This window comes from Bradyrhizobium sp. CCBAU 45321 (genome assembly GCF_028128975.1).
Lineage (GTDB): Bacteria > Pseudomonadota > Alphaproteobacteria > Rhizobiales > Xanthobacteraceae > Bradyrhizobium > Bradyrhizobium yuanmingense.
Map to the genome: position 1 here is coordinate 131,949 of NZ_LFKZ01000002.1, position 20,938 is coordinate 152,886.

The 20,938-nt window shown below is 64.5% G+C and carries 21 protein-coding genes; 13 read left to right on the forward strand and 8 right to left on the reverse strand.

What is annotated here, in order from left to right; translation table 11 throughout:
- Nucleotides 1-4: 4 nt before the first annotated feature.
- The 5 genes from metK to ACM43_RS00665 all read left to right on the forward strand — a co-directional run bounded on the left by metK (nucleotide 5) and on the right by ACM43_RS00665 (nucleotide 5,845).
- On the forward strand, nucleotides 5-1,201 hold the full coding sequence (gene metK / locus ACM43_RS00645; protein ID WP_271537390.1) for a methionine adenosyltransferase: 1,197 nt from the start codon (nucleotides 5-7) through the stop codon (nucleotides 1,199-1,201).
- Between the two features lie 199 nt (nucleotides 1,202-1,400).
- Nucleotides 1,401-2,822: an adenosylhomocysteinase gene (ahcY, locus tag ACM43_RS00650; protein ID WP_157285529.1), complete on the forward strand. Its 1,422-nt coding sequence runs from the start codon at nucleotides 1,401-1,403 to the stop codon at nucleotides 2,820-2,822.
- Between the two features lie 159 nt (nucleotides 2,823-2,981).
- A complete protein-coding gene (locus tag ACM43_RS00655; protein WP_271537394.1) occupies nucleotides 2,982-4,442 on the forward strand; it encodes a flavin-containing monooxygenase in 1,461 nt (486 codons plus the stop codon).
- A 142-nt stretch (nucleotides 4,443-4,584) separates the two neighbouring features.
- The gene (locus ACM43_RS00660) at nucleotides 4,585-5,247 is read left to right on the forward strand and encodes a ParA family protein (RefSeq protein WP_271537395.1); all 663 of its coding nucleotides are present in this window, start codon (nucleotides 4,585-4,587) and stop codon (nucleotides 5,245-5,247) included.
- The gene (locus ACM43_RS00665) at nucleotides 5,216-5,845 is read left to right on the forward strand and encodes a phasin family protein (protein ID WP_271537396.1); all 630 of its coding nucleotides are present in this window, start codon (nucleotides 5,216-5,218) and stop codon (nucleotides 5,843-5,845) included. Before ACM43_RS00660 ends, ACM43_RS00665 begins: the two co-directional genes overlap by 32 nt.
- 25 nt (nucleotides 5,846-5,870) lie before the next feature.
- Here the strand turns inward: ACM43_RS00665 and ACM43_RS00670 are convergent, their stop codons facing one another.
- Genes ACM43_RS00670 through ACM43_RS00680 form a run of 3 tightly spaced genes read right to left on the reverse strand, consistent with a single transcriptional unit; the run spans nucleotide 5,871 to nucleotide 7,029 of the window.
- Nucleotides 5,871-6,038 (reverse strand): hypothetical protein, encoded by a 168-nt coding sequence (locus ACM43_RS00670; protein WP_271537397.1) that lies wholly within the window; start codon nucleotides 6,036-6,038, stop codon nucleotides 5,871-5,873.
- Between the two features lie 30 nt (nucleotides 6,039-6,068).
- The gene (locus ACM43_RS00675) at nucleotides 6,069-6,302 is read right to left on the reverse strand and encodes a tautomerase family protein (protein WP_271537398.1); all 234 of its coding nucleotides are present in this window, start codon (nucleotides 6,300-6,302) and stop codon (nucleotides 6,069-6,071) included.
- A 16-nt stretch (nucleotides 6,303-6,318) separates the two neighbouring features.
- Entirely contained in the window at nucleotides 6,319-7,029 is a 711-nt protein-coding gene (locus ACM43_RS00680; protein ID WP_271537399.1) for an SDR family NAD(P)-dependent oxidoreductase, read from the reverse strand.
- 212 nt (nucleotides 7,030-7,241) lie between these two features.
- Here ACM43_RS00680 and ACM43_RS00685 point away from each other — a divergent pair, with 212 nt between their 5' ends.
- The 3 genes from ACM43_RS00685 (at nucleotide 7,242) to ACM43_RS00695 (ending at nucleotide 9,539) form a co-directional block, all read left to right on the forward strand.
- Nucleotides 7,242-8,165 (forward strand): LysR family transcriptional regulator, encoded by a 924-nt coding sequence (locus tag ACM43_RS00685; RefSeq protein ID WP_271537400.1) that lies wholly within the window; start codon nucleotides 7,242-7,244, stop codon nucleotides 8,163-8,165.
- A gap of 146 nt (nucleotides 8,166-8,311) precedes the next feature.
- The gene (locus ACM43_RS00690; RefSeq protein ID WP_007612486.1) at nucleotides 8,312-8,467 is read left to right on the forward strand and encodes a hypothetical protein; all 156 of its coding nucleotides are present in this window, start codon (nucleotides 8,312-8,314) and stop codon (nucleotides 8,465-8,467) included.
- Between the two features lie 142 nt (nucleotides 8,468-8,609).
- Entirely contained in the window at nucleotides 8,610-9,539 is a 930-nt protein-coding gene (locus tag ACM43_RS00695; protein ID WP_271537401.1) for an aspartyl/asparaginyl beta-hydroxylase domain-containing protein, read from the forward strand.
- A 94-nt stretch (nucleotides 9,540-9,633) separates the two neighbouring features.
- Here the strand turns inward: ACM43_RS00695 and ACM43_RS00700 are convergent, their stop codons facing one another.
- Nucleotides 9,634-10,182 (reverse strand): Spy/CpxP family protein refolding chaperone, encoded by a 549-nt coding sequence (locus ACM43_RS00700; RefSeq protein WP_157288076.1) that lies wholly within the window; start codon nucleotides 10,180-10,182, stop codon nucleotides 9,634-9,636.
- Nucleotides 10,183-10,343: 161 nt separating this feature from the next.
- Here ACM43_RS00700 and ACM43_RS00705 point away from each other — a divergent pair, with 161 nt between their 5' ends.
- Nucleotides 10,344-10,802, forward strand: a complete 459-nt coding sequence (locus tag ACM43_RS00705) for a YybH family protein (protein ID WP_271537476.1) — start codon at nucleotides 10,344-10,346, stop codon at nucleotides 10,800-10,802.
- 72 nt (nucleotides 10,803-10,874) lie between these two features.
- Here the strand turns inward: ACM43_RS00705 and ACM43_RS00710 are convergent, their stop codons facing one another.
- The 3 genes from ACM43_RS00710 to galE form a co-directional block, all read right to left on the reverse strand.
- Complete coding sequence (locus tag ACM43_RS00710; RefSeq protein ID WP_271537402.1) at nucleotides 10,875-11,576, reverse strand: fumarylacetoacetate hydrolase family protein; 702 nt, start codon at nucleotides 11,574-11,576, stop codon at nucleotides 10,875-10,877.
- 33 nt (nucleotides 11,577-11,609) lie between these two features.
- Nucleotides 11,610-13,412 (reverse strand): ABC transporter ATP-binding protein, encoded by a 1,803-nt coding sequence (locus tag ACM43_RS00715; protein ID WP_271537403.1) that lies wholly within the window; start codon nucleotides 13,410-13,412, stop codon nucleotides 11,610-11,612.
- A 118-nt stretch (nucleotides 13,413-13,530) separates the two neighbouring features.
- Entirely contained in the window at nucleotides 13,531-14,544 is a 1,014-nt protein-coding gene (galE, locus tag ACM43_RS00720; protein WP_271537404.1) for a UDP-glucose 4-epimerase GalE, read from the reverse strand.
- Between the two features lie 126 nt (nucleotides 14,545-14,670).
- Between galE and ACM43_RS00725 the strand changes: the two genes are divergently transcribed.
- On the forward strand, nucleotides 14,671-15,708 hold the full coding sequence (locus tag ACM43_RS00725) for a glycosyltransferase family 4 protein (RefSeq protein WP_271537405.1): 1,038 nt from the start codon (nucleotides 14,671-14,673) through the stop codon (nucleotides 15,706-15,708).
- Nucleotides 15,709-15,891: 183 nt separating this feature from the next.
- Here ACM43_RS00725 and waaF read toward each other — a convergent pair whose 3' ends face one another.
- Nucleotides 15,892-16,956: a lipopolysaccharide heptosyltransferase II gene (gene waaF / locus ACM43_RS00730; RefSeq protein WP_271537406.1), complete on the reverse strand. Its 1,065-nt coding sequence runs from the start codon at nucleotides 16,954-16,956 to the stop codon at nucleotides 15,892-15,894.
- A 159-nt stretch (nucleotides 16,957-17,115) separates the two neighbouring features.
- Between waaF and rfaD the strand changes: the two genes are divergently transcribed.
- Genes rfaD through ACM43_RS00745 form a run of 3 tightly spaced genes read left to right on the forward strand, consistent with a single transcriptional unit; the run spans nucleotide 17,116 to nucleotide 20,877 of the window.
- Nucleotides 17,116-18,096: an ADP-glyceromanno-heptose 6-epimerase gene (rfaD, locus tag ACM43_RS00735; RefSeq protein WP_271537407.1), complete on the forward strand. Its 981-nt coding sequence runs from the start codon at nucleotides 17,116-17,118 to the stop codon at nucleotides 18,094-18,096.
- A 13-nt stretch (nucleotides 18,097-18,109) separates the two neighbouring features.
- Nucleotides 18,110-19,594, forward strand: coding sequence for a D-glycero-beta-D-manno-heptose-7-phosphate kinase (gene rfaE1, locus ACM43_RS00740; protein ID WP_271537408.1), 1,485 nt, complete (start codon nucleotides 18,110-18,112; stop codon nucleotides 19,592-19,594).
- Nucleotides 19,591-20,877 carry an O-antigen ligase family protein gene (locus tag ACM43_RS00745; protein ID WP_271537409.1) on the forward strand — a complete coding sequence of 429 codons (1,287 nt, stop codon included), beginning with the start codon at nucleotides 19,591-19,593 and terminating at the stop codon, nucleotides 20,875-20,877. The genes rfaE1 and ACM43_RS00745 overlap by 4 nt, the downstream gene beginning before the upstream one ends.
- Nucleotides 20,878-20,938: the final 61 nt, after the last annotated feature.

Sequence of the window (20,938 nt, forward strand, 5' to 3'; positions counted from 1 at the left end):
ACTGATGCGCGCGTCCTATCTCTTCACCAGCGAGTCCGTGTCCGAGGGCCATCCGGACAAGGTCTGTGACCGGATCTCCGATGAGATCGTCGACCTGTTCTACCGTGAAGGGCCGAAGGCGGGCATCGACCCCTGGCAGATCCGCGCAGCCTGCGAGACGCTCGCGACCACCAACAAGGTGGTGATCGCCGGCGAGACCCGCGGCCCGAAGTCGGTGACCAACGAGCAGATCGAGGGCGTCGTGCGCGGCGCGATCAAGGACATCGGCTACGAGCAGGAAGGCTTCCACTGGAAGACCTGCGACATCGAGATCCTCCTGCACCCGCAATCGGCTGACATCGCCCAGGGCGTCGATGCGCTGCAGCCGGGCGAGGTCAAGGAAGAAGGCGCGGGCGACCAAGGCATCATGTTCGGCTACGCCACCAACGAGACGCCCGATCTGATGCCGGCGCCGATCTTCTACGCCCACAAGATCCTCCGCCTCATCTCCGAAGCCCGTCACTCCGGCAAGGAAAAGGTGCTGGGTCCGGACTCCAAGAGCCAGGTGACCGTGCAGTACGAGAACGGCAAGCCGGTCGGCGTGCGCGAGATCGTGGTCTCCCACCAGCACCTGGTCGAGGACATCTCGTCCAAGCAGATTCGTGACATCGTCGAGCCCTATGTGCGCGAGGCGCTGCCGAAAGACTGGATCACGCCGAAGACGATCTGGCACATCAACCCCACCGGCAAGTTCTACATCGGCGGTCCCGACGGCGATTCCGGCCTGACCGGCCGCAAGATCATCGTCGACACCTATGGCGGCGCGGCCCCGCATGGCGGCGGCGCGTTCTCCGGCAAGGATCCGACCAAGGTCGACCGCTCCGCGGCCTATGCCGCGCGCTACGTCGCCAAGAACATCGTCGCCGCCGGTCTTGCCGACCGCTGCACGCTGCAGCTCGCCTACGCCATCGGCGTGGCGCGCCCGCTGTCGATCTACATCGACACCCACGGCACCGGTAAGGTTTCGGAAGACCAGCTCGAGAAGGCCGCCGCCAAGGCGATGGACCTCACCCCGCGCGGCATCCGCACTCATCTCGATCTCAACCGGCCGATCTACGCGCGCACCTCGGCCTACGGCCATTTCGGCCGCACGCCCGACAACGAGGGCGGCTTCTCCTGGGAGAAGACCGATCTCGTCGAGCAGCTCAAGCGCGCGCTCTAACGCTCTTACCTCGCCCCGCTTGCGGGGAGAGGTCGCCGCGAAGCGGCGGGTGAGGGGGACTCTCCGCAAGCTCGGTGCTTGGATAGAGCCCCTCACCCCGGCCCTCTCCCCGTAAGAACGGGGAGAGGGAGAATGGTGCCACATAGCGTTCAGCTTGCCTTGCTACTGACACGCCAGCCTCACTGATTAGGAAACAGACATGAACGCGAAGCCCGGCTTCACCGATTACATCGTCAAGGACATTTCGCTCGCCGATTTCGGCCGCAAGGAGCTCTCGCTCGCCGAGACCGAGATGCCCGGCCTGATGGCCACCCGCGAGGAGTACGGCCCGAAGCAGCCGCTGAAGGGCGCGCGCATCGCCGGCTCGCTGCACATGACGATCCAGACCGGCGTGTTGATCGAGACGCTCGCCGCGCTCGGCGCCGACATCCGCTGGGTCTCCTGCAACATCTATTCGACGCAGGATCACGCTGCCGCTGCGATCGCCGCCGCCGGCATTCCCGTCTTTGCCGTCAAGGGCGAGACGCTGACCGAGTACTGGGACTACACCGCCAAGCTGTTCGACTGGCACGGCGGCGGTCACCCGAACATGATCCTCGATGACGGCGGCGACGCCACCATGTATGTCCATCTCGGTCTGCGCGCCGAGAACGGCGACACCGCCTTCCTCGACAAGCCCGGCTCCGAGGAAGAGGAAGTGTTCTTCGCGCTTCTGAAGAAGCAGCTCAAGGAAAAGCCGAAGGGCTACTTCGCCGGGATCGCCAACAGCATCAAGGGCGTTTCCGAGGAGACCACGACGGGCGTGCATCGTCTCTATGACATGCAGAAGGCAGGCACGCTGCTGTGGCCGGCCATCAACGTCAACGACAGCGTCACCAAGTCGAAGTTCGACAACCTCTATGGCTGCCGTGAATCGCTGGTCGACGGCATCCGCCGCGGCACCGACGTGATGCTGTCGGGCAAGGTCGCGATGGTCGCCGGCTTCGGCGACGTCGGCAAGGGCTCGGCCGCCTCGCTGCGCCAGGCCGGCTGCCGCGTCATGGTCTCCGAGGTCGATCCGATCTGCGCGCTGCAGGCGGCGATGGAAGGCTACGAGGTCGTGACCATGGAAGACGCCGCGCCGCGGGCCGACATCTTCGTCACCGCCACCGGCAACAAGGACATCATCACCATCGAGCACATGCGCGCGATGAAGGATCGCGCCATCGTCTGCAACATCGGCCACTTCGACAACGAGATCCAGATCGCGTCTCTGCGCAATCTGAAGTGGACCAACATCAAGCCGCAGGTCGACGAGATCGAGTTCCCCGACAAGCACCGCATCATCCTGCTGTCGGAGGGCCGCCTCGTGAACCTCGGCAACGCGATGGGCCATCCGTCCTTCGTGATGTCGGCGTCCTTCACCAACCAGACGCTGGCGCAGATCGAGCTGTTCGCCAACAACAAGGACGGCAAGTACGAGAAGAAGGTCTACGTGCTGCCCAAGACGCTCGACGAGAAGGTCGCCCGCCTGCACCTCTCCAAGATCGGCGTCAAGCTCACCGAGCTCCGCAAGGACCAGGCCGACTATATCGGCGTGAAGCCGGAAGGCCCGTACAAGAGCGATCATTACCGGTATTGATCCGCCGGTTCGACCAACCATCGACGCAAAGCCCCGGAGCGATCCGGGGCTTTGTTGTTTCGGGGCATGGAATTCAACTCGCTTTGCAGTTGCGGCACGTTGATTGCCGATTGACGGCCAGCAGCGGCAGGCGGACAATCCGCGCCGGCGGAGGAAACCATGCAACAAGAACATTTCGACGTGCTGATCGTCGGCGCCGGGCTATCAGGCATCGGCGCCGGCTATCATCTGCAGACCAAGTGTCCGGCCAAGAGCTACGTCATCCTCGAGAGACGCGATTGCATCGGCGGCACTTGGGACCTCTTCCGCTATCCCGGCATCCGCTCCGACAGCGACATGTTCACCCTCGGCTATTCGTTCAAGCCGTGGACCGATCCGAAGGCGATCGCCGACGGGCCGCAGATCCTGAACTATGTGCGCGAGACTGCTAGCGAGAACGGCATCGACAAGCACATCCGCTTCCACCACCGCGTCAAGCGCGCGGCGTGGTCGACGCCGGATGCTCGTTGGACCGTCGAAGCCGAGCACATCACGAGCGAGGGCGCGACCGAGGTGGTGCGCTTCACCTGCAACTTCCTGTTTATGTGCTCGGGCTATTACAAATACGAGGCGGGCTACACGCCGGAGTTCAAGGGCGCCGCTGATTTCGCCGGCCGCATCGTGCATCCGCAGAAATGGACCGAGGACATCGACTACGCGGGCAAACGTGTCGTCGTGATCGGCTCGGGCGCGACAGCGGTGACGCTGGTGCCGGAGCTCGCCAAGAAGGCGGCGCAGGTCACCATGCTGCAGCGCTCGCCGACCTATGTGGTGTCGCGGCCGGCGCAGGATCCAGTCGCCAACAAGCTGCGCCGCAACCTGCCGGCGAGGTTCGCCTATCACCTGATCCGCTGGCGCAACGTGATGTGGGGGATGTTCTTCTTCCAGCTCAGCCGGCGCAGGCCGGCGAAGGTGAAGGATCTCATCCTCAAGGGCGTGCAGATGGCGCTCGGCCCGGACTACGACGTCGCGACCCACTTCACGCCGCGCTACAATCCCTGGGACCAGCGGCTGTGCCTCGTGCCCGATGGCGACCTCTTCAAGGCGATCCGCGAGCAGCGCGCCAGCGTCGTCACCAGCGAGATCGACACCTTCACGCATGACGGCATCCGCCTGAAGGACGGCCGCGAGCTGGCGGCCGACATCATCGTGACGGCGACCGGGCTGGTGCTCCAGGTCGCCGGTGGCCTCGAGGTCAGCGTCGACGGCCGCTCCGTCGATTTCGCCAACACGCTGACCTACAAGGGCATGATGTATGCCGACGTGCCGAACATGGCCTCGGCCTTCGGCTACACCAACGCGTCCTGGACGCTGAAATGCGACCTCACCTGCGAATATGTCTGTCGCCTCATCAATTACATGGACCGGCACAATTTCCGCCAGTGCATGCCGCACAATGACGATCCCACCATCACCGCGGAGCCTTCGCTCGATTTTACCTCGGGCTACGTGCAGCGCTCGATCGCCAAAATGCCGAAGCAGGGCTCGAAACGTCCGTGGCGGCTCCACCAGAACTACGCGCTCGACGTCGTCTCGTTGCGCTTCGGTCGGATCGACGATGGCGTGATGCAGTATTCCTGATCTTGACACTTAGGATACCGGGATAGCCTCGCGTTCGCTTGAGACGAATCGCGACTTGCGGTAGTATTTTTGCGCTGCAAGAAGTTTAGTTCCGACAACGTCTGAGTTCCGCGTCGTTGCCGTCTTAAGGGGAGCGCGGGACATGCACGTCCTTGCCCTAGTCACGCAAAAAGGCGGAAGCGGCAAGAGTACGCTGTCCGTTGGACTGGCGGTGGCAGCAATGGAGCGCGCTGAGCGCGTCGTTCTCATTGAGGCGGACGCGCAAGGTACGATCTCGAAATGGAAAGAGCGCCGCGATCATCCCTATCCCCGCGTCGAGCGCGTTGCCGATCCTGCCGAGATCGAACCGTTGATCGCGCGGCTGAAGGCCGAAGGCGTTTGGCTTGCCATCATCGACACAGCTGCCACGACCAACAGCCTGGCGCTGCGCGTCATCGCCTGCGCCGATCTCTGTCTCATCCCGGCGCGCCCGAGCCCGGCCGACATCGAAGCCGCAATTCCCACACTGATCGCTATTCGCAGGCTCAACCGCCGATTTGCCTTCATCCTCAATCAGACACCGACCCGAGGGTGCCGGCTGAGCGAAGCTGCCACATCGCTAAGCTCGCTCGGCGTGCTTGCACTCCCGTTTATTGCGCAGCGTAACGATCACCAGGATGCACTCGGAGCAGGGTTGGGCGTGACGGAGTTCGCACCGGCGGGCAAAGCTTCGGACGAAATTGAAAGTTTGTGGGGTTGGATCGCGGCGCACTTGGCCGAGGAGTCGGATGATTATGGGAAAGGCGCGCTCAAAGCTGCCTGCTGACGTTGCACGCACCGGGCGTCGCTCGCTGCTGGAACTGGCGGCGGAAGTGAGCCGTGCGGTCGACGAGGGCTTGGCCATGCCGCCGGGCCCAGTGGTCGTCTTCCCCCAGGATGCGCCGCAGATCGCGCAGGAAGCGCCTGCTCCGATGACTGTTCCGGTACAAGAAGCGGCCAGCGTCATCGTTGCAACACCTGAACCTCCGAGCAGCACCACCACTGATCTCATCGTGGACATGGTCAAGGAGTATCAAGCCCGCGCTTTGGACGGCATGAGCGCTACGCTCAACTACGCCAACGACCTCGCAAAGTCACGGCTGGCCAGTGTGAGTTCAGAGGCCAATGAAGCCGCCGTCGCGGAAAGCGATCTCATCGACGCGATTGGGACGGCAGCCGAGTGTCGCACCGTCGTGCTCGAACTGATGAAGGTCAATGCGGGCGCGACCTTGGAGTATGCGCGGGAGCTAGGCCGTGCAAAAACGCTGGCGGAGTTGGTTGAGCTGTCGGGCACGCATGCGCGAAAGCAATGTGAGTTGGTCCTGAAGCAAACGGAGTTGCTGAGGTCGCTTGCTCAAAGCATGACAAAGCCCAGTGCCAGTTGATGCAGCTCGCCTGCCATCATCCCGCTCAGGATCTGCGCGGGACGATCAGGGCGCCGCCGAGATCGATTGCCAGTGCCAGTACCACCGCACCGCCACCGAGGCAGAACAGGACGAGACAGTCTCCGCCGCTTTGCGCATAGATCCTCGCCGAGATGGCCGGTGACGAGCGGGCCGACGATCGCGCCGAGATCATGTCATCCTCTTGCGCGCGACGGCGTGCAGATCATCCTGTCTGGGTGGCGCGGCGGCGGAATTCCTGCACGGGCACGCCGCCCCAGCCCCAATTGTCGGTGTCGACTTCCTCGATCACGACGAAGGTGGACTCGAGCGGCTTGCCGAGCACATCGCGCAGCAGCTCGCTCGAGCCCTTGATCAGTGCGGCCTTCTCCTCCGCCGTGAGCGACGCCGCACCCGGCGCCGTTCCCTCGCGGGTCACTTGAATGGTGACGATGGGCATTGTCGTTCTCCTCCGCTCAGTGGCCGGCGCTCTGGCCGCCGTCGACATGCAGGATCTCGCCGGTGACGAAGGAGGCACGTTCGAGATAGAGCACGGCATCGACGATGTCGGACATCTCGCCCATGTGGCCGACCGGGTGCAGCGCGTCGAGCTGCGCGTGCGTCGCGACCGGATGCATCGGCGACTTGATGATGCCGGGCGACACCGCATTCACGCGGATGCCGCGCCTGGCGTATTCGATCGCGAGCGACTTGGTCGCGGCGTTCAGCCCGCCCTTGCTCAGCGAGGCCAGCACCGAGGGCACATTCGAATTGGCCTGATCGACCAGCGTCGTCGTGATCTGGACGAGGTGGCCAGACCCCTGCTTCTCCATTTCGGCGATGGCGAGCTGCGTGATGTTGAAGAAGCCCGCGACATTGGTGCCCATCACTGCGGCATAGTCCTTGGCCGTGTACTGCGTGAACGGTTTTGCGACGAAGATGCCCGCGTTGTTGACCAGCGTGTCGATCCGGCCGAAGCGGGCGATCGCTTGCGACACCACGCGCTCTGCGGTGGACCGGTCGGCGATGTCGCCTGCAACGGCGAGGACGTCGTCGTCACCCGACGGCTTGATGGAGCGCGCCGTTGCGGCGACGCGATAGTTGCGGTCGCGAAAACCCTGGACCAGGGCGGCGCCGATACCCTGCGATGCACCGGTGATGATGGCGACCTTCTGCTCGATACCCATGACGGGCTCCTGTTGTTGGCTTGAAAACCTGCGCCAGCGGCGGCTGGCTTGGGCGTTGAGGTACGCTGCGGCGGCTTGCTTGCGAATATCCGCTGCCCGGCAGACACTCTTTCGCGGCGCGAACGAATGCCGGATCGATCTTTGCGGAGGTTGTCGCAGCCGGCGCAAACGCCTAGCTTTCAGCCGAAATCTCAGGGGGGTGCGGCGAGCGCATGGATCGTTTGGACGCGATGAAGGTGTTTGTCCTTGCGGTGGACGAGGGCAGTTTGGCTGCCGCAGGACGCAAGCTCGGCCGCTCGCCGGCGGCGGTGAGCCGCGCCATCGCCTTTCTGGAGCATCGGGTCGGCGCCGAGCTGCTGCACCGGACGACACGTTCGATCAAGCTGAGCGAGGAAGGCGAGCGTTATGTCGCGATCTGCCGCCGCGTGCTCACCGATCTGGAGGAGGCCGAGGCCATCGCGGCCGGACCGCGCACGGCTCCGCGTGGTCTGCTCACGATCACTGCTTCGGTGGTCTCGGGCGAGATGGTACTGCGGCCGATCCTCGACGCGTTTCTCGACGCCTATCCGACCGTGTCGGCAAAACTCCTGCTGTTCGACCGTGCCGTCAATCTGATCGAGGAAGGCGTCGATATCGCGCTTCGCATCGGTCCGCTGGCGGATTCGGCGATGGTGGCGATGCGGGTCGGCGGGATCAGCCGCGTCGTGGTGGCAGCTCCCCGCTACCTGAAACAGCATCCGCGCATCACCGAGCCGGGCGATCTCGCCAAACACCAGATCGTCGCGATGGCGCATCTGCCCAATTCCTGGACCTTTGCGCCGCAGCGGGGCTCATCGGCACCGCGCACCGTGCAGTTCACCCCGCGGCTCGTCGTCAACAGCACCTATGCGGCAGTGGCCTCCACTGTGGCCGGGCGCGGCGTGGCGCGGATGTATTCGTATCAAGTGGCCGAGCAGGTCGCGCGCCGCGAGCTCGAGATCGTGCTGGCGGACGACGAGGATCCGGAGATGCCGGCGCATCTGATCTGCCCGCAGGGCCGGCTTTCGCTGCCCAAGGTGCGCGCCTTCACCGACTTCGCCGTGCCCCGGCTGAAGAAGCAGTTTGCGCTGCTGAAGCAGAGCATCAAGGCGCGCTGAGCCGCTTCATGCCTCCGCAATGCGCGTTTTCGCGTATACGGCGGGGCGGCTGAATCGGCGATGGTTCCGGAACGGTTAACGCCGATTTAACGGATGAGTCCTACCCTGTCTCGGCCGGGGTTACTCGCAAGGCCGAGGTGAGCCCAATGGAAGCCCAGAGAATAGCGGTCGACGCCGTCGTCGCGCTGACCGATTGCGACCGCGACGCCGTCATCGCCTTCATCCGCCGCCTCTATCTCGCCGGCGTCACCGACCCTAAGCGCCTGACCTTCAAGGGCCTGCAGGCGCTGTCGCGGGCTTGATTCGGCTCGTTTCGGCCAGTTTGGACCCCAGTCCATCCCCTTGCTCTCCCCGGCGTGATTGCAACCCAGCGGTGAATATCTTGCCGCTCCGGCCGGGTCGGCCTACACGACACCCCGGCTGGGTCACTTGGGGATTGGGGAAATGTTGAAACAGCTTTTTGCGCCGCAGCTCGTCATTTTGTACGTGCTTGCGGCTTCGACGATTTACGTCCACTTCCGCGGCAAGGAGCGGCTGCGCTTCGCGCGCCAGCTTGGCGATCACTCGACCTATCTCGCACCTTATAATGTGCTGATGTATGCGGGCTCGGCGGTGCCGAACAAGCCGGTGATCTCGGTCGATCAGTTTCCGGAGCTGAAGCTCCTCAGCGAGAACTGGGAGACCATCCGCGACGAAGCCGTGCGCCTGTTCGATGAAGGTTTTATCCGCGCGGCGGCGAAGAACAACGACTGGGGCTTCTACTCGTTCTTCAAGAGCGGCTGGAAGCGGTTTTACCTGAAATGGTACGACGACTTTCTGCCGTCGGCGAACACGCTGTGCCCGAAGACGGTGGAGCTGCTCAAATCGATCCCGAGCGTGCATGGCGCGATGTTCGCGATACTGCCGCCCGGCGGCAAGCTCGGCGCTCACCGTGATCCCTTCGCCGGCTCTCTGCGCTATCACCTCGGCCTGGTCACGCCGAACTCGAACAAGTGCCGGATCCTCGTCGATGGCGTCGAATGCGTCTGGCGCGATGGCGAGGCCTTCATGTTCGACGAGACCTTCATCCACAGTGCCGAGAATGCGACCGACGTCAACCGCATCATCCTGTTCTGCGACGTCGAGCGCCCGATGAAGTACGGCTTCATGACCGCGATCAACCGCTGGGTCAGCCATCACATCGTCAAGGCGTCGGCGACGCAGAATGTCGATGGTGAGCACGTCGGCGTGCTCAACAAGGTGTTCGGCAAGCTCTACGAAATCCACCTCGCCAGCCGCAAGGTGAAGGAGTGGAACCGCAACGTCTACTACACGCTGAAATACTCGCTGACGGCGCTGATCCTCGGGCTGATCGTGTATTCGGCACTGAATTGAGGCAAATGCACGGGGCGCGGATCAGCGAAGCTTGGTCCGCCATGCCTCATCTCGATCCGCCCTGGCGCGATTGTCTGATCTCGGTCGGCATTGTCTAGTGATGGTGCTTGTGCTTGTGCCCTGCGGAGCCGTCGGGACGCTGATAGCCTCGTAACTCTGCATACCGCTGCATCTGGCTCTGATCGAGCAAGGCAGCGGTTGACAGGTGGTATTTGAGGTGGCTCTCGCGGAGCTGCCCCTGAGTTTCGGCAATGGCCCCGATGCTGGTCTTGAGCGCTTCCGATGTGATCGCACGGGACGAGAAGAGGTGTTCCAGCGCTCTCTCTTGCTCGACGAGCTTGTTACCCAGCGGAACGGCTTCCTGTTTCATGGCGTCGAACAGCCGTTGAACCTCGGCGCGCTGATCGGCGGTCAGGCCGAGACGATCACTGAGCTCGAGTACGTGGCTGGGACCGGGATATCCATTGAGCTCCGCAGCAAGAGCCAGGCCCATCCCGCGTCCGGCGCGGAGATCGTCGATTTGTTGCTGTGACAGCGCCTTGATGGGGCGCTTCTCGAGGCCGGCATAGGGTTGACTGGACTGTGCGCCGGCCGCGCTGTTGGTGAGGAGGAGGGAGGCTGCGAGCAGAAGGACGCGGTTCATGAATCTGGCTCCATACGATGGAGCCGGCCGATGTCGAAGCATCGAGCCCGGCTGTGACGTTACCTTGACGCGATCGAGTGATCCCGGAGCGCAAATCTTGCTGGATAGTCCGGCACGTGGCAACAAAGATCGCCGCGATTGTTGCCGAATCGGAGCAGGTGATGGCCCCTTTGCCGACCGCGAACGCTGAGATCACGCAGTTCTTCCGCCGATGGCTGGACACCTTCGCGGGTTATGTCCGCGAGGTCGATTACGCCTCGGCGCGGCCGCTCTTCCATCCGGACGTGCTCGCCTTCGGCACTCATAGCGACGTCATCCCCGGCCTCGATCAATGGATCAAATCCCAATGGGACAATGTCTGGCCGAAGACGACCGACTTCCGTTTCGTCCTCGATCAGACCTCCGTTCTGGCATCACCGGACGGTATGATGGCAACCGTCGTCGCGCCGTGGACGAGCACGGGCTATCATCCCGATGGCAGCACGTTCGCGCGCCCGGGCCGCGCGACGATGGTGTTTTCGAGGAACGGCGATGGCTGGCTGTGCGTGCATTCGCACATGTCGCTCAATCGCGGTGTGCCGCAGGCGAGCCACGCCAATCGGCCGGTGAAGGCCTGGTAGCTCGACCGCCTGCACGATCGACATGCAAAAGGCCCCATTCCGGGGCCTTTTGAGTTCGAGCTGCAGCGAGCCTTATTCCGGCTGGCCGATGCTGACCTTCAGCGTGCCGATGCCGTCGACGCCGCATTCGAGCTTGTCGCCAGGCTGGAGCTGCGACACGCCGGCGGGCGTGCCGGTCATGATGATGTCACCGGCGGCGAGCTTCACCTGCTGGGAGAGCTGCCAGATGATCTCGGGCACGTTCCAGATCAATTCGGTGAGGTCGCCCTTCTGCGCTTCCTTGCCGTTGACCGTCAGCCAGATCTTGCCCTTGGAGGGATGGCCGATCTTCGAGGCCGGCTGCAGCGCGGAGCAGGGCGCCGAATAGTCGAACGACTTGCCGATCTCCCACGGGCGCTCCTTCTTGCGCGAGGCGATCTGGAGGTCGCGCCGGGTGAGGTCGATGCCGACGGCGTAGCCGTAGACATGGTCCAGAGCCTTGTCGGCGGAAATGTTCAGTCCACCGCTCTTCATCGCGACGACAAGCTCGACCTCGTGATGCAGATCCTTGGTCAGAGGCGGATAGGGAATGGTGGCGCCGTCGGGCACCAGCATGTCGGCATGCTTGGCGAAGAAAAACGGCGGGGCGCGCTCGTCATTGCCCATCTCGCGAATGTGCTCGAGATAGTTGCGGCCGACGCACCAGATGCGGCGCACCGGATAACGGCCGCTCTCGCCGACGACGGGAAGCGAAGCCTGGGGCGGAAGCGGGATGACGTAGGAGGCGGCGTTCATGCGGGTCTCGCTGCTCTTGAGGTGAAACGAACTCTATGCGGTTGCGCTGATCGGCGCCAGAGCGCCGGCGTCGTGATGTTGCAGGCGGAAGAACGAGGCATAGCGGCCGCCGCGACGGAGCAGCTCGTCATGGCCGCCCTGCTCGACGATCTCGCCGCCTTCGATCACCAGGATGCTGTCTGCGTGCATGATGGTGTGCAGGCGGTGCGCGATCACGATGGTGGTGCGGTTCTGGCAGAGATGCTCGATCGCCTCCTGCACCTGCCGCTCGGATTCGGAATCGAGGGCTGCGGTGGCTTCGTCCAAGAGGATGATCGGCGCGTTCTTGAGCAGCGCGCGCGCAACCGCAATGCGCTGGCGCTGTCCGCCCGAGAGCTGGGTGCCGTGCTCGCCGACGGGCGTGTCGTAGCCGAGCGGAAAGCCCGTGATGAAGTCGTGCGCGCAAGCCGCCTTCGCCGCCTCGACGATCTCGTCCTCGCTGGCGCCCGGCTTGCCGAAGGCGATGTTGTTGCGAATGGTGTCGCGGAACAGGTAGACGTCCTGGCCGACATAGGCGGTCTGGGCGCGCAACGATTTGCGCGAGACCGACGAGATCGACTGGCCGTCGATCACGATGTCGCCCTGCGTCACCTCGTAGAAGCGCAGGAGCAGCCCCAGCACCGTCGACTTGCCGCCGCCGGAGGGGCCGACCAGCGCAGTCACCTTGCCGGGCTCGGCGACGAAGCTCATGCGGTTGAGCACGGTCTCGCCCGAGCGGTAGGAGAAGCTGACGTCGCGCAGCTCGATGCGGGCATCTTTCAGCTTCAGCGCCGGCTTGTCATCGTCGGACTGCTCGCTCGCGGGGCTGTCGACGACCTCGAGCAGCATGCGGGCGCCGACCAGCTGGCTGTTGAGATCGATGTTGAGCCGGGCCAGCCGCTTGGCCGGTTCGGTCGCCATCAGGAATGCGGTCATGAAGGAGAAGAACGCGCCGGGCGTGGCGTTGAGCGCGACCACGGCATAGCCGCCATACATCAGGCAGCCCGCGACGGCGAAACCGCCCAGCATCTCCATCAGCGGGTTGGAGCGGTTGGCGACGCGGGCCATCTTGTTGGCGTTGCGCTCGACGACCGCGATGTTCTCGTCGATGCGCTTCTGCATGGTCTCTTCGAGCGTGAACGCCTTGACGGTGCGGATGCCCTGCAGCGATTCCTGCATCGTCTCCATGATGTCGGCGGTGCCGGTGAACTGGTTGAAGGCGAGGCCCTTGATGCGCTTGACCAGCTTGCGCAGCACCAGCATCGCCGGCGGCACCGCGACGAGGCCGATGAAGGACATCAGCGGGTCCTGCCAGACCATCACCCCGATCATGGCGAGCAGCATCAAGAGATCGCGCCCGATGGCGTTGACCAGCATGTTGAGCACGTCGGTGATCGACTTGGCGCCGGCGGTCAGCCGCGCGAGGAATTCAGAGGAGTGCCGCTCGGAGAAGAAGCCGACGCTTTCGCGCATCAATTTTGCGAACAGCTGGCGCTGGTTGGTGGCGAGGATCGCGTTGCTGATCTTGGTCAGGATCACCATGTGGCCGTAGGTTGCCACACCCTTGACGAACAGCAGAGCGACCGTGATGGCCGAGAACATCGCGATGCCCGGGATGTTCTTGTCGACATAGGCCTGGTTGATGACCTGGCCGAGGACGTAGGTCGCAGCAGCGGTCGAACCGGCCGCGAGCGCCATCAGCGCGAAGGCGACGAGGTAGCGTCGCCAGTAGACGATTCCCTGTTCCGTGATCAGGCGGCGAATCAGGACCGCTGCCGCGTAGGGATCGTCGGTGATTTTCTTTGGAAACTGGGCCATCCGGTGTCCATTGACGGCGCAGGACAAAGCCTGCCCGCGCGTCAGGGATCGATGGGCCTCTGTGCCCGGTCAAGCCGGGTTTTTCAAGCCCAATTAAGGGCTTGCGCTTGGGATGATTCTAGGCGGAGGCGGCGTGGCGAAGCTCGCCGTGGCGCTCGCGGAACAGCTTGTCCTCCCAGGCCAGCGCATGGGCCGCGATGGTCTCGAGGTCGTCGTATTGCGGCTGCCAGTCGAGCAGGCTGCGGATGCGGCTGGTGTCGGCGACCATGGTCATGATGTCGCCGGGCCGGCGCGGGGCGTATTGCACGGCGAAGCTGCGGCCCGAAACCCGGCGCACCGCGTCGATGGTCTCCAGCACCGAATAGCCGCGGCCATAGCCGCAATTCAGCGTGGTCGAGGCGCCGCCATTGCGCAGATAAGCGAGGGCCGAGCGATGCGCCTGCGACAGGTCCGTGACGTGGATGAAGTCGCGGATGCAGCTGCCGTCCGGGGTCGGATAGTCGGTGCCGAACACGTCGATCTTGGCGCGCTGGCCGGTGGCGGCTTCAACCGCGATCTTGAGCAGGTGCGTGGCGCCGACGGTGGCTAGCCCGATGCGCGCCTGCGGATCGGCGCCGGCGACGTTGAAATAACGCAAGGTCACGTATTGCATGCCGTAGGCGGCAGCGACGTCGTGCAGCATGATCTCGGTCATCAGCTTCGAGGAGCCGTAAGGCGACAGCGGCCGCGTCGGCGCGTGCTCGGGCACCGGCACCTGGTCCGGATTGCCGTAGACCGCGGCGGTCGAGGAAAAGATGAAGCGGCCAATGCCGCGCTTGACCGCGACGTTGAGCAGGTTACGCGCGGTGGTGAAGTTGTTGCGGTAATAGCCGAGCGGATCGCGCATCGAATCCGGCACGACGACCGAGCCTGCGAAATGGATGATGCTCTCGATGTCGTGCTGGGCGATCACGCCTTCGAGCAGGTTCTCGTCGCCGGCATCGCCGATGAACAGCGGCACGCCTTCGGGCAGGTAGGCCGAGAAGCCGGTGGAGAGATCGTCGATCACGACGACGTCCTCGCCGGCTTCCGCCAGCGCCAGGACCGTGTGACTTCCGATATAGCCGGCGCCGCCGGTGACTAGCACAGTCATGATCTCACCCGTCTTCGATCAACGCGCAAGGCTAGCGCTTGCGTGGTGAAGAGGGGGTATCGGCGGTGCTGAACTGGTCACTATGCTTAATGTTGCGTATAGGGACTTTGCGAAACGGAGTGTGACGTGGCGAATTCCCCCGGCGATCTCGAAGTGATCGTGCCAAATCTGCACAGGCGCTATTCCGGGGTCACCGCGACCAACCGGATGGTGGCGCCGCGGCTGGCGAAACTGTATCGCGCGGCCTGGTTCGGCTCGGACGCGCCGGCGGGGATCGCGCGCCTGAGCATCGGAGATTTCCTCAAGCTCTGGCGCCGCAAGCGGCCTATGATCTGGCATGCGCGCCGCAACAACGAGATGATCGCGGGCGTTGGCTTGCGCGCGCTCGGCTGGCCGCTCAAGCTCGTGTTCACCTCGGCGGCGCAGCGGCACCACAGCTGGATCACGCGCTGGCTGATCCGGCGCATGGACGCGATCATCGCAACATCAGATCTCTCGGCCTCGTTCCTGAAGGTGAAGGCGACGGTGATCCCGCATGGTGTCGACACCGACGTCTATGCGCCGCCGCAGGACCGCGCCGGGGCCTTTGCCGAAAGCGGCCTGCCGGGCCGCTATGCCATCGGTTGCTTCGGCCGCGTGCGGGCGCAGAAGGGCACCGATCTGTTCGTCGATGCGATGTGCCGCTTGCTGCCGCACTATCCGGATTTCACTGCTGTCATCGTCGGACAGGTCACGGCCGAGCAGACGCCCTTTGCCAACGACCTGAAGAAGCGCATCGAGGCAGCCGGCCTGCAATCGCGCATCGTCATCACCGGCGAGCTGCCGATCGAAGCAGTGCAGCGCTGGTATCAGCGGTTGACCATCTACGCCTTCACCTCGCGCAACGAAGGCTTTGGGCTGACGCTGATCGAGGCGATGGCGGCGGGCAGCGCGCTGGTTGCCGCGCGTGCCGGCGCGGCCGAGCTCGTCGTCGAGGATGGTGTCACCGGCGTGCTGATCCCGACGGGCGACGCCGCCGCGCTGGCGGCAGCACTCGAGCCGCTGATGCGCGATGTGGCCGCGGCGACGGTGATGGGCGAGCGCGGGCGGGCACGGGTGCTCGAACGATTCAGCCTCGATGCCGAAGCGGCGCGGATCGGCGAGGTCTATCGGCCGCTGCTCTGAGGCCGTTTTCGCCTGTCGCAAACAAAACCGCGAAAACAACCCCATGCACAGTAGCCGGGGTCAGCAAAATCAAGGAGTTGGCGGAGGGTTCGAGAGATTGCGGATTTTTCGAACGAATTTTGACTCGTCGGGCAAAACAGTGGCAGGATGTCATCATCGGCGCGAGCCGCGATCGCCTTAGATCTAAGTCCGCGCCCCAGCCTCCCCCAGCACCCTCTCCGCGATCCCCACCACCTCGCTCGCCGCAATATTCCGCATGCAGCGGTGATCGTTGATCTTGCAGACCGTGCTCTGGCAGGGCTGGCAGGACAGCTTTTCCTTGTCCTGCACCAATGTCGCGGCGAGGCCGTTCAGCGGGGCCCAGAGGTAGGGGCTGGTGGGACCGAAGATGCCCATGGTCGGCGTGCCCAGGGCGGCTGCGATGTGCATCAGGCCGGAATCGTTCGAGATCGCAACGCCGGCCGCGGCCATGGCGAGGACGCCGTTGCGCAAGTCCGTGCCGGTGAGATCGCGGACGCCCGGGCCGCCGGCGGCGACGATCTCCTGGGCGAGGCCCTTTTCAGCGGGGCCGCCGACCACCCAGACCTCGAGGCCGCGCTCGACCAGCAGGCGGGCGGCTTCCGGATAATTGGTCCAGCGCTTGGAGACGCCGACCGAGCCTGGGGCGAGCGCCACCGCGGCGCCGGCGCCGAGACCATTGGCGTCGCGCCAGCGGGCGATCTCCTCGGCCGGGACGCGCAGTTGCGGCACCGGCCATTCCGCCGGCAGGGGCGCGCCGTCGGGCTGGGCGAGGGCGGCGTTTTTGTCAATGAAGCGGGGCAGCTTCTTCTCACCCCAGCGCCAGCGGTTGAGCAGGCCGAACCGGAACTCGCCGACGAAGCCGATCCGTTCAGGAATACCGGCCAGTGCCGGCGCGATGGCCGCCTTCCAGGTCCGGGGCAGCACCAGGGCGGTGCCGTAGTTCTGTTTCCGCAGCAGCCCTGCCAAGCCGAACTGGCGGGCGATGGCCAACCGGCTGCGCGGCATGTCCCAGACGATGCCGGCGCGCACCCCGGGCATGTAGTCCACCAGCGGGGCGCACAGGGAGGTGGTGAGGAGGTCGACCGGCCGGTTCGGCCAGCGCTCCTTCAGGACCCGCACGACGGTGTGATTCCGCACGAAATCGCCGATCCACATGTAGGGGACGATCAGGATCGGGCGTGTGTCGCTCCGGTCTGCATCACTACCAAGTTGCGAATCAATATTCATTCGTTATGAGGGCCGAACACGTGCCGATATGGCGGCTCGGTTAGCCGCTCCGGGCCGGCAGGTAAAGGCGGCAGAAGAGCAATCCCAAAACAGCTTACACTTTGGCGGATCATGCGCTAGGGCAGGATCGGGCATCTAAAATTCGGGCAGGTAGGTGGAATGTTGCTGGTGACCGGCGGGGCCGGTTTTATCGGATCGAATGTCGTGGCCGCGCTGAACGAGGCCGGTCGCAGCGACGTCGTGATCTGCGATCTCCTCGGAACAGAAGGCAAATGGCGCAACCTCGCCAAGCGGCAGCTTGTGGATATCGTTCCCCCGACCGAGCTGATGGACTGGCTGAAGGGCCGCAAGCTGGAGGCTATGATCCATCTTGGGGCGATTTCCGCGACCACGGCGACCGACGGTGATCTCGTCGTCGAGACCAATTTCCGCCTGTCGATGCGCCTTCTGGACTGGTGCACGATGAATGCGGTGCCGTTCATCTACGCGTCCTCGGCGGCGACCTATGGCGACGGCACGGAAGGCTTCGACGACGATTCTTCGCTGCCGGCGCTGAAGAAGTTGCGGCCGATGAATCTCTACGGCTGGAGCAAGCACCTGTTTGATCTCGCTGTCGCCGAACGTGTGGCCCGCGGCGATCGGCTCCCGCCCCAATGGGCCGGCCTGAAATTCTTCAACGTGTTCGGGCCGAACGAATATCACAAAGGCTCGATGATGAGCGTGCTGGCGCGGCGCTTCGACGACGTCAGGGCAGGCCGCGTCGTGCAGCTGTTCAAGTCGCATCGCGAGGGCATCGAGGACGGCGATCAGCGTCGCGATTTCATCTATGTCGACGATGTCGTGCGCGTGGTCCTTTGGCTGCTCGCGACGCCGTCGGTGTCCGGCCTGTTCAACGTCGGCACCGGCAAGGCCCGCAGCTTCAAGGACATCATGCTGGCTGCCTATGCGGCGCTCGGCACCAGGCCCAACATCGAATACATCGACATGCCCGAGCAGATCCGGGACAGCTACCAGTATTTCACCCAGAGCGAGGTCGATCGTCTGCTCCGCGCCGGCTATAACGGCGGCTTCACGACGCTCGAGGACGCGGTGAAGGCCTATGTCGGGGATTATCTCGACCGGCCCGACCGCTTTCGCTGAGGCCCTTTCGACCATGCCGACGCCCATTCTCGATTTCGATGCCCTCGCGCAAGCCATCTCAGGCCGTACGGTGCTGTGCATCGGCGACATCATGCTGGACGAGTTCGTCTACGGCGAGGTGTCGCGGATCTCGCCGGAAGCGCCGGCGCCCGTCATCGCCGCCCAGCGCAGCGAGATCCACGTCGGCGGCGCCGGCAACGTCGCGCGCAACGTCGCTTCGCTCGGCGCGCGCTGCATCTTCGTAGGCCTCGTCGGCGAGGACGACGCCGGTACGCGGCTCGAGGCCGCGCTCAATGATCAAGCCGGCATCGAGAGCGTGCTGGTGCGCGACGCCTCGCGGCCGACCACGCGAAAGGTCCGCTTCGTCTCCGAACATTTTTCCACGCACATGCTGCGCGCGGATTGGGAGCAGGCGCTGGCTGCGTCCGACGAGGTCGAAACGAAGTTGATCGACGCGATCCTGCCGCAGATCGCGCGCGCCGATATCGTGCTGCTGTCCGACTATGCCAAGGGCGTGCTGACGGCGCGCGTGATCCGCCACACCATCGATGCCGCGCGCAAGCTCGGCAAGCCCGTCATCGTCGATCCCAAGAGCCTGAACTGGGCTATCTATCGCGGCGCCACGCTGCTCACCCCCAACCGCAAGGAATTCTCGGAAGCGACCCGCAGCCGCGCCGACACGGTGCAGAGCATCGTCGAGGCCAGCGAGGACGTGATGCGGCTCGCCGACTGCGAGGCGATCCTGGTCACCCAGGGCGAGCACGGCATGACCTTGGTGCCCCGGAATGGCGGGGCCGTCCACGTGCCGGCCGTCACGGTGAAGGTGCGCGACGTCTCCGGCGCCGGTGACACCGTCGCCGCTGCGGTTGCGGTGTCGCTCGCGGCCGGCGCGGACTGGGACACGGCACTGCGCATGGCCAACGCCGCCGCCGCCGTCGCGGTCGGCAAGCAGGGCACCGCCAGCGTCAGCGCGGCCGAGCTGCGACGCAAGATCCTGCCGCATGCAACGCTCGCCGCCGAGGAGAAGATCGTGCTCGATCCGGCCGCACTCGACGCGCAGGTTGCCGAATGGAACAGGCAGGGCCTGCGCGTCGGCTTCACCAACGGCTGTTTCGACATTCTCCATCCCGGCCACGTCAAGGTGCTGACCGCGGCGCGCGCCGCCTGCGATCGCCTGATCGTGGGGCTCAACAGCGACGCCTCGGTGCGGCGCCTGAAGGGTGCCGATCGTCCGGTCCAGGACGAGCGCGCGCGTGCCGAGGTGCTCGCCGCACTGGAGGCCGTCGATCTCGTCGTCATCTTCACGGAGGACACGCCGATCGACCTGATCACCAGGATCAAGCCCGGCGTGCTGGTGAAGGGCGGCGACTACACACGCGAACAGGTCGTCGGCCATGAGGTGGTCGAGGCCGCGGGCGGGGCAGTCGTGCTGGTCGACATCCTCCAGGGCTTCAGCACGACGGCGCTGGTTCATCGCGCCCGGGGAGGGGGCAAGTGACGGCGCTCGCACGCGAGACCCCCGGCCAGATGTTGCGGCGGCGCCTGCGCAGTCCGGCGGCCTGGCGTGAAACGGTCGATCTGTTTGCGATCCTGACCGCGGCCTCGCTGCCCTGGTCGACTTCGCTTGCGGGGATATTCAACGCGCTGATGCTGCTCTGCATGGTGCCGTTCCTCGATCTACGCGACTTCCTGCAGTCCCTGAAGCGTCCGATCTGCATTGCGCCGATCGCGCTCGTCTTTCTCGCGCTGCTGGGGACGCTATGGTCGGACGCGGCCTGGGGTGCGCGCCTCTACGCGGTCAATCCGACCGTCAAGCTGCTCGTGCTGCCGGTCCTGCTCTATCATTTCGAGCGCTCACCGCGCGGCCGCTGGGTCTTCGTCGCCTTCCTGGTGTCTTGCGCCTTGTTGTCGGTGATGTCCTGGCTGGTCGCCTTTTACCCGAACCTCGCGCTCAAGACCGACCCGCCCGAACGCGGCATCTTCGTCAAGAACTACATCGACCAGAGCCAGGAATTCGCGCTTTGCGCGGTTGCGCTGGCCTATCCGATCGTGATGCTGTTGCGCGAGAAGCGGTACTGGTTCGCCGCGCTGCTGACGGCGCTGGCGCTGAGCTTCTTCATCAACATGACCTTCGTGGTGGTGTCGCGCACCGCGCTCGTCACCATTCCGATCATGTTCGGCGTGTTTGCACTGCTTCACCTCAAATGGCGCAGCATCGCCATCATCTCCGGCGCGCTGCTCGTCGGCGCAGTTCTCGCCTGGCAGGCCTCGCCGCAATTGCGCCACACCGCCGAGAGGTTTACCACCGATTACACCGGCTATGTGGAACGGGGCGAGGCAACCTCCATGGGCATGCGGCTCGAGTTCTGGCGGAAGTCGTTCGGCTTCTTCGCGGAGGCGCCGGTCCTGGGGCACGGCACCGGTTCGACCCGCGGGTTGTTCGAACGCGTCGCTACGCCCGCCGGTCAGCGGCGGGCGTCGGCCGAGGTGGTCGGCAACCCGCACAACCAGACGCTGAACGTTGCGGTGCAATGGGGCGCGATCGGCGTCGCCATTCTCTACGCGATCTGGATACTGCATCTCCGGGTGTTTCGCGGCGACGGGCTTGCCAACTGGATCGGGCTGCTGGTGGTGGTGCAGAACGTCTTCACCTCGCTGTTCAACTCGCATTTGTTCGACTTCCACGAGGGCTGGATGTACGTCATTGGCGTCGGCGTCGCCGGCGGAATGGTGATCCGGGAACAACAGCTCGGGGCTAAGATGAGGGAAGCCGGTTCCTGAGGGGCCACGCGGCTGGCAAGACTTGTCGAGATGGGCTATCAGCGCGGTCAAGTTGCATTTA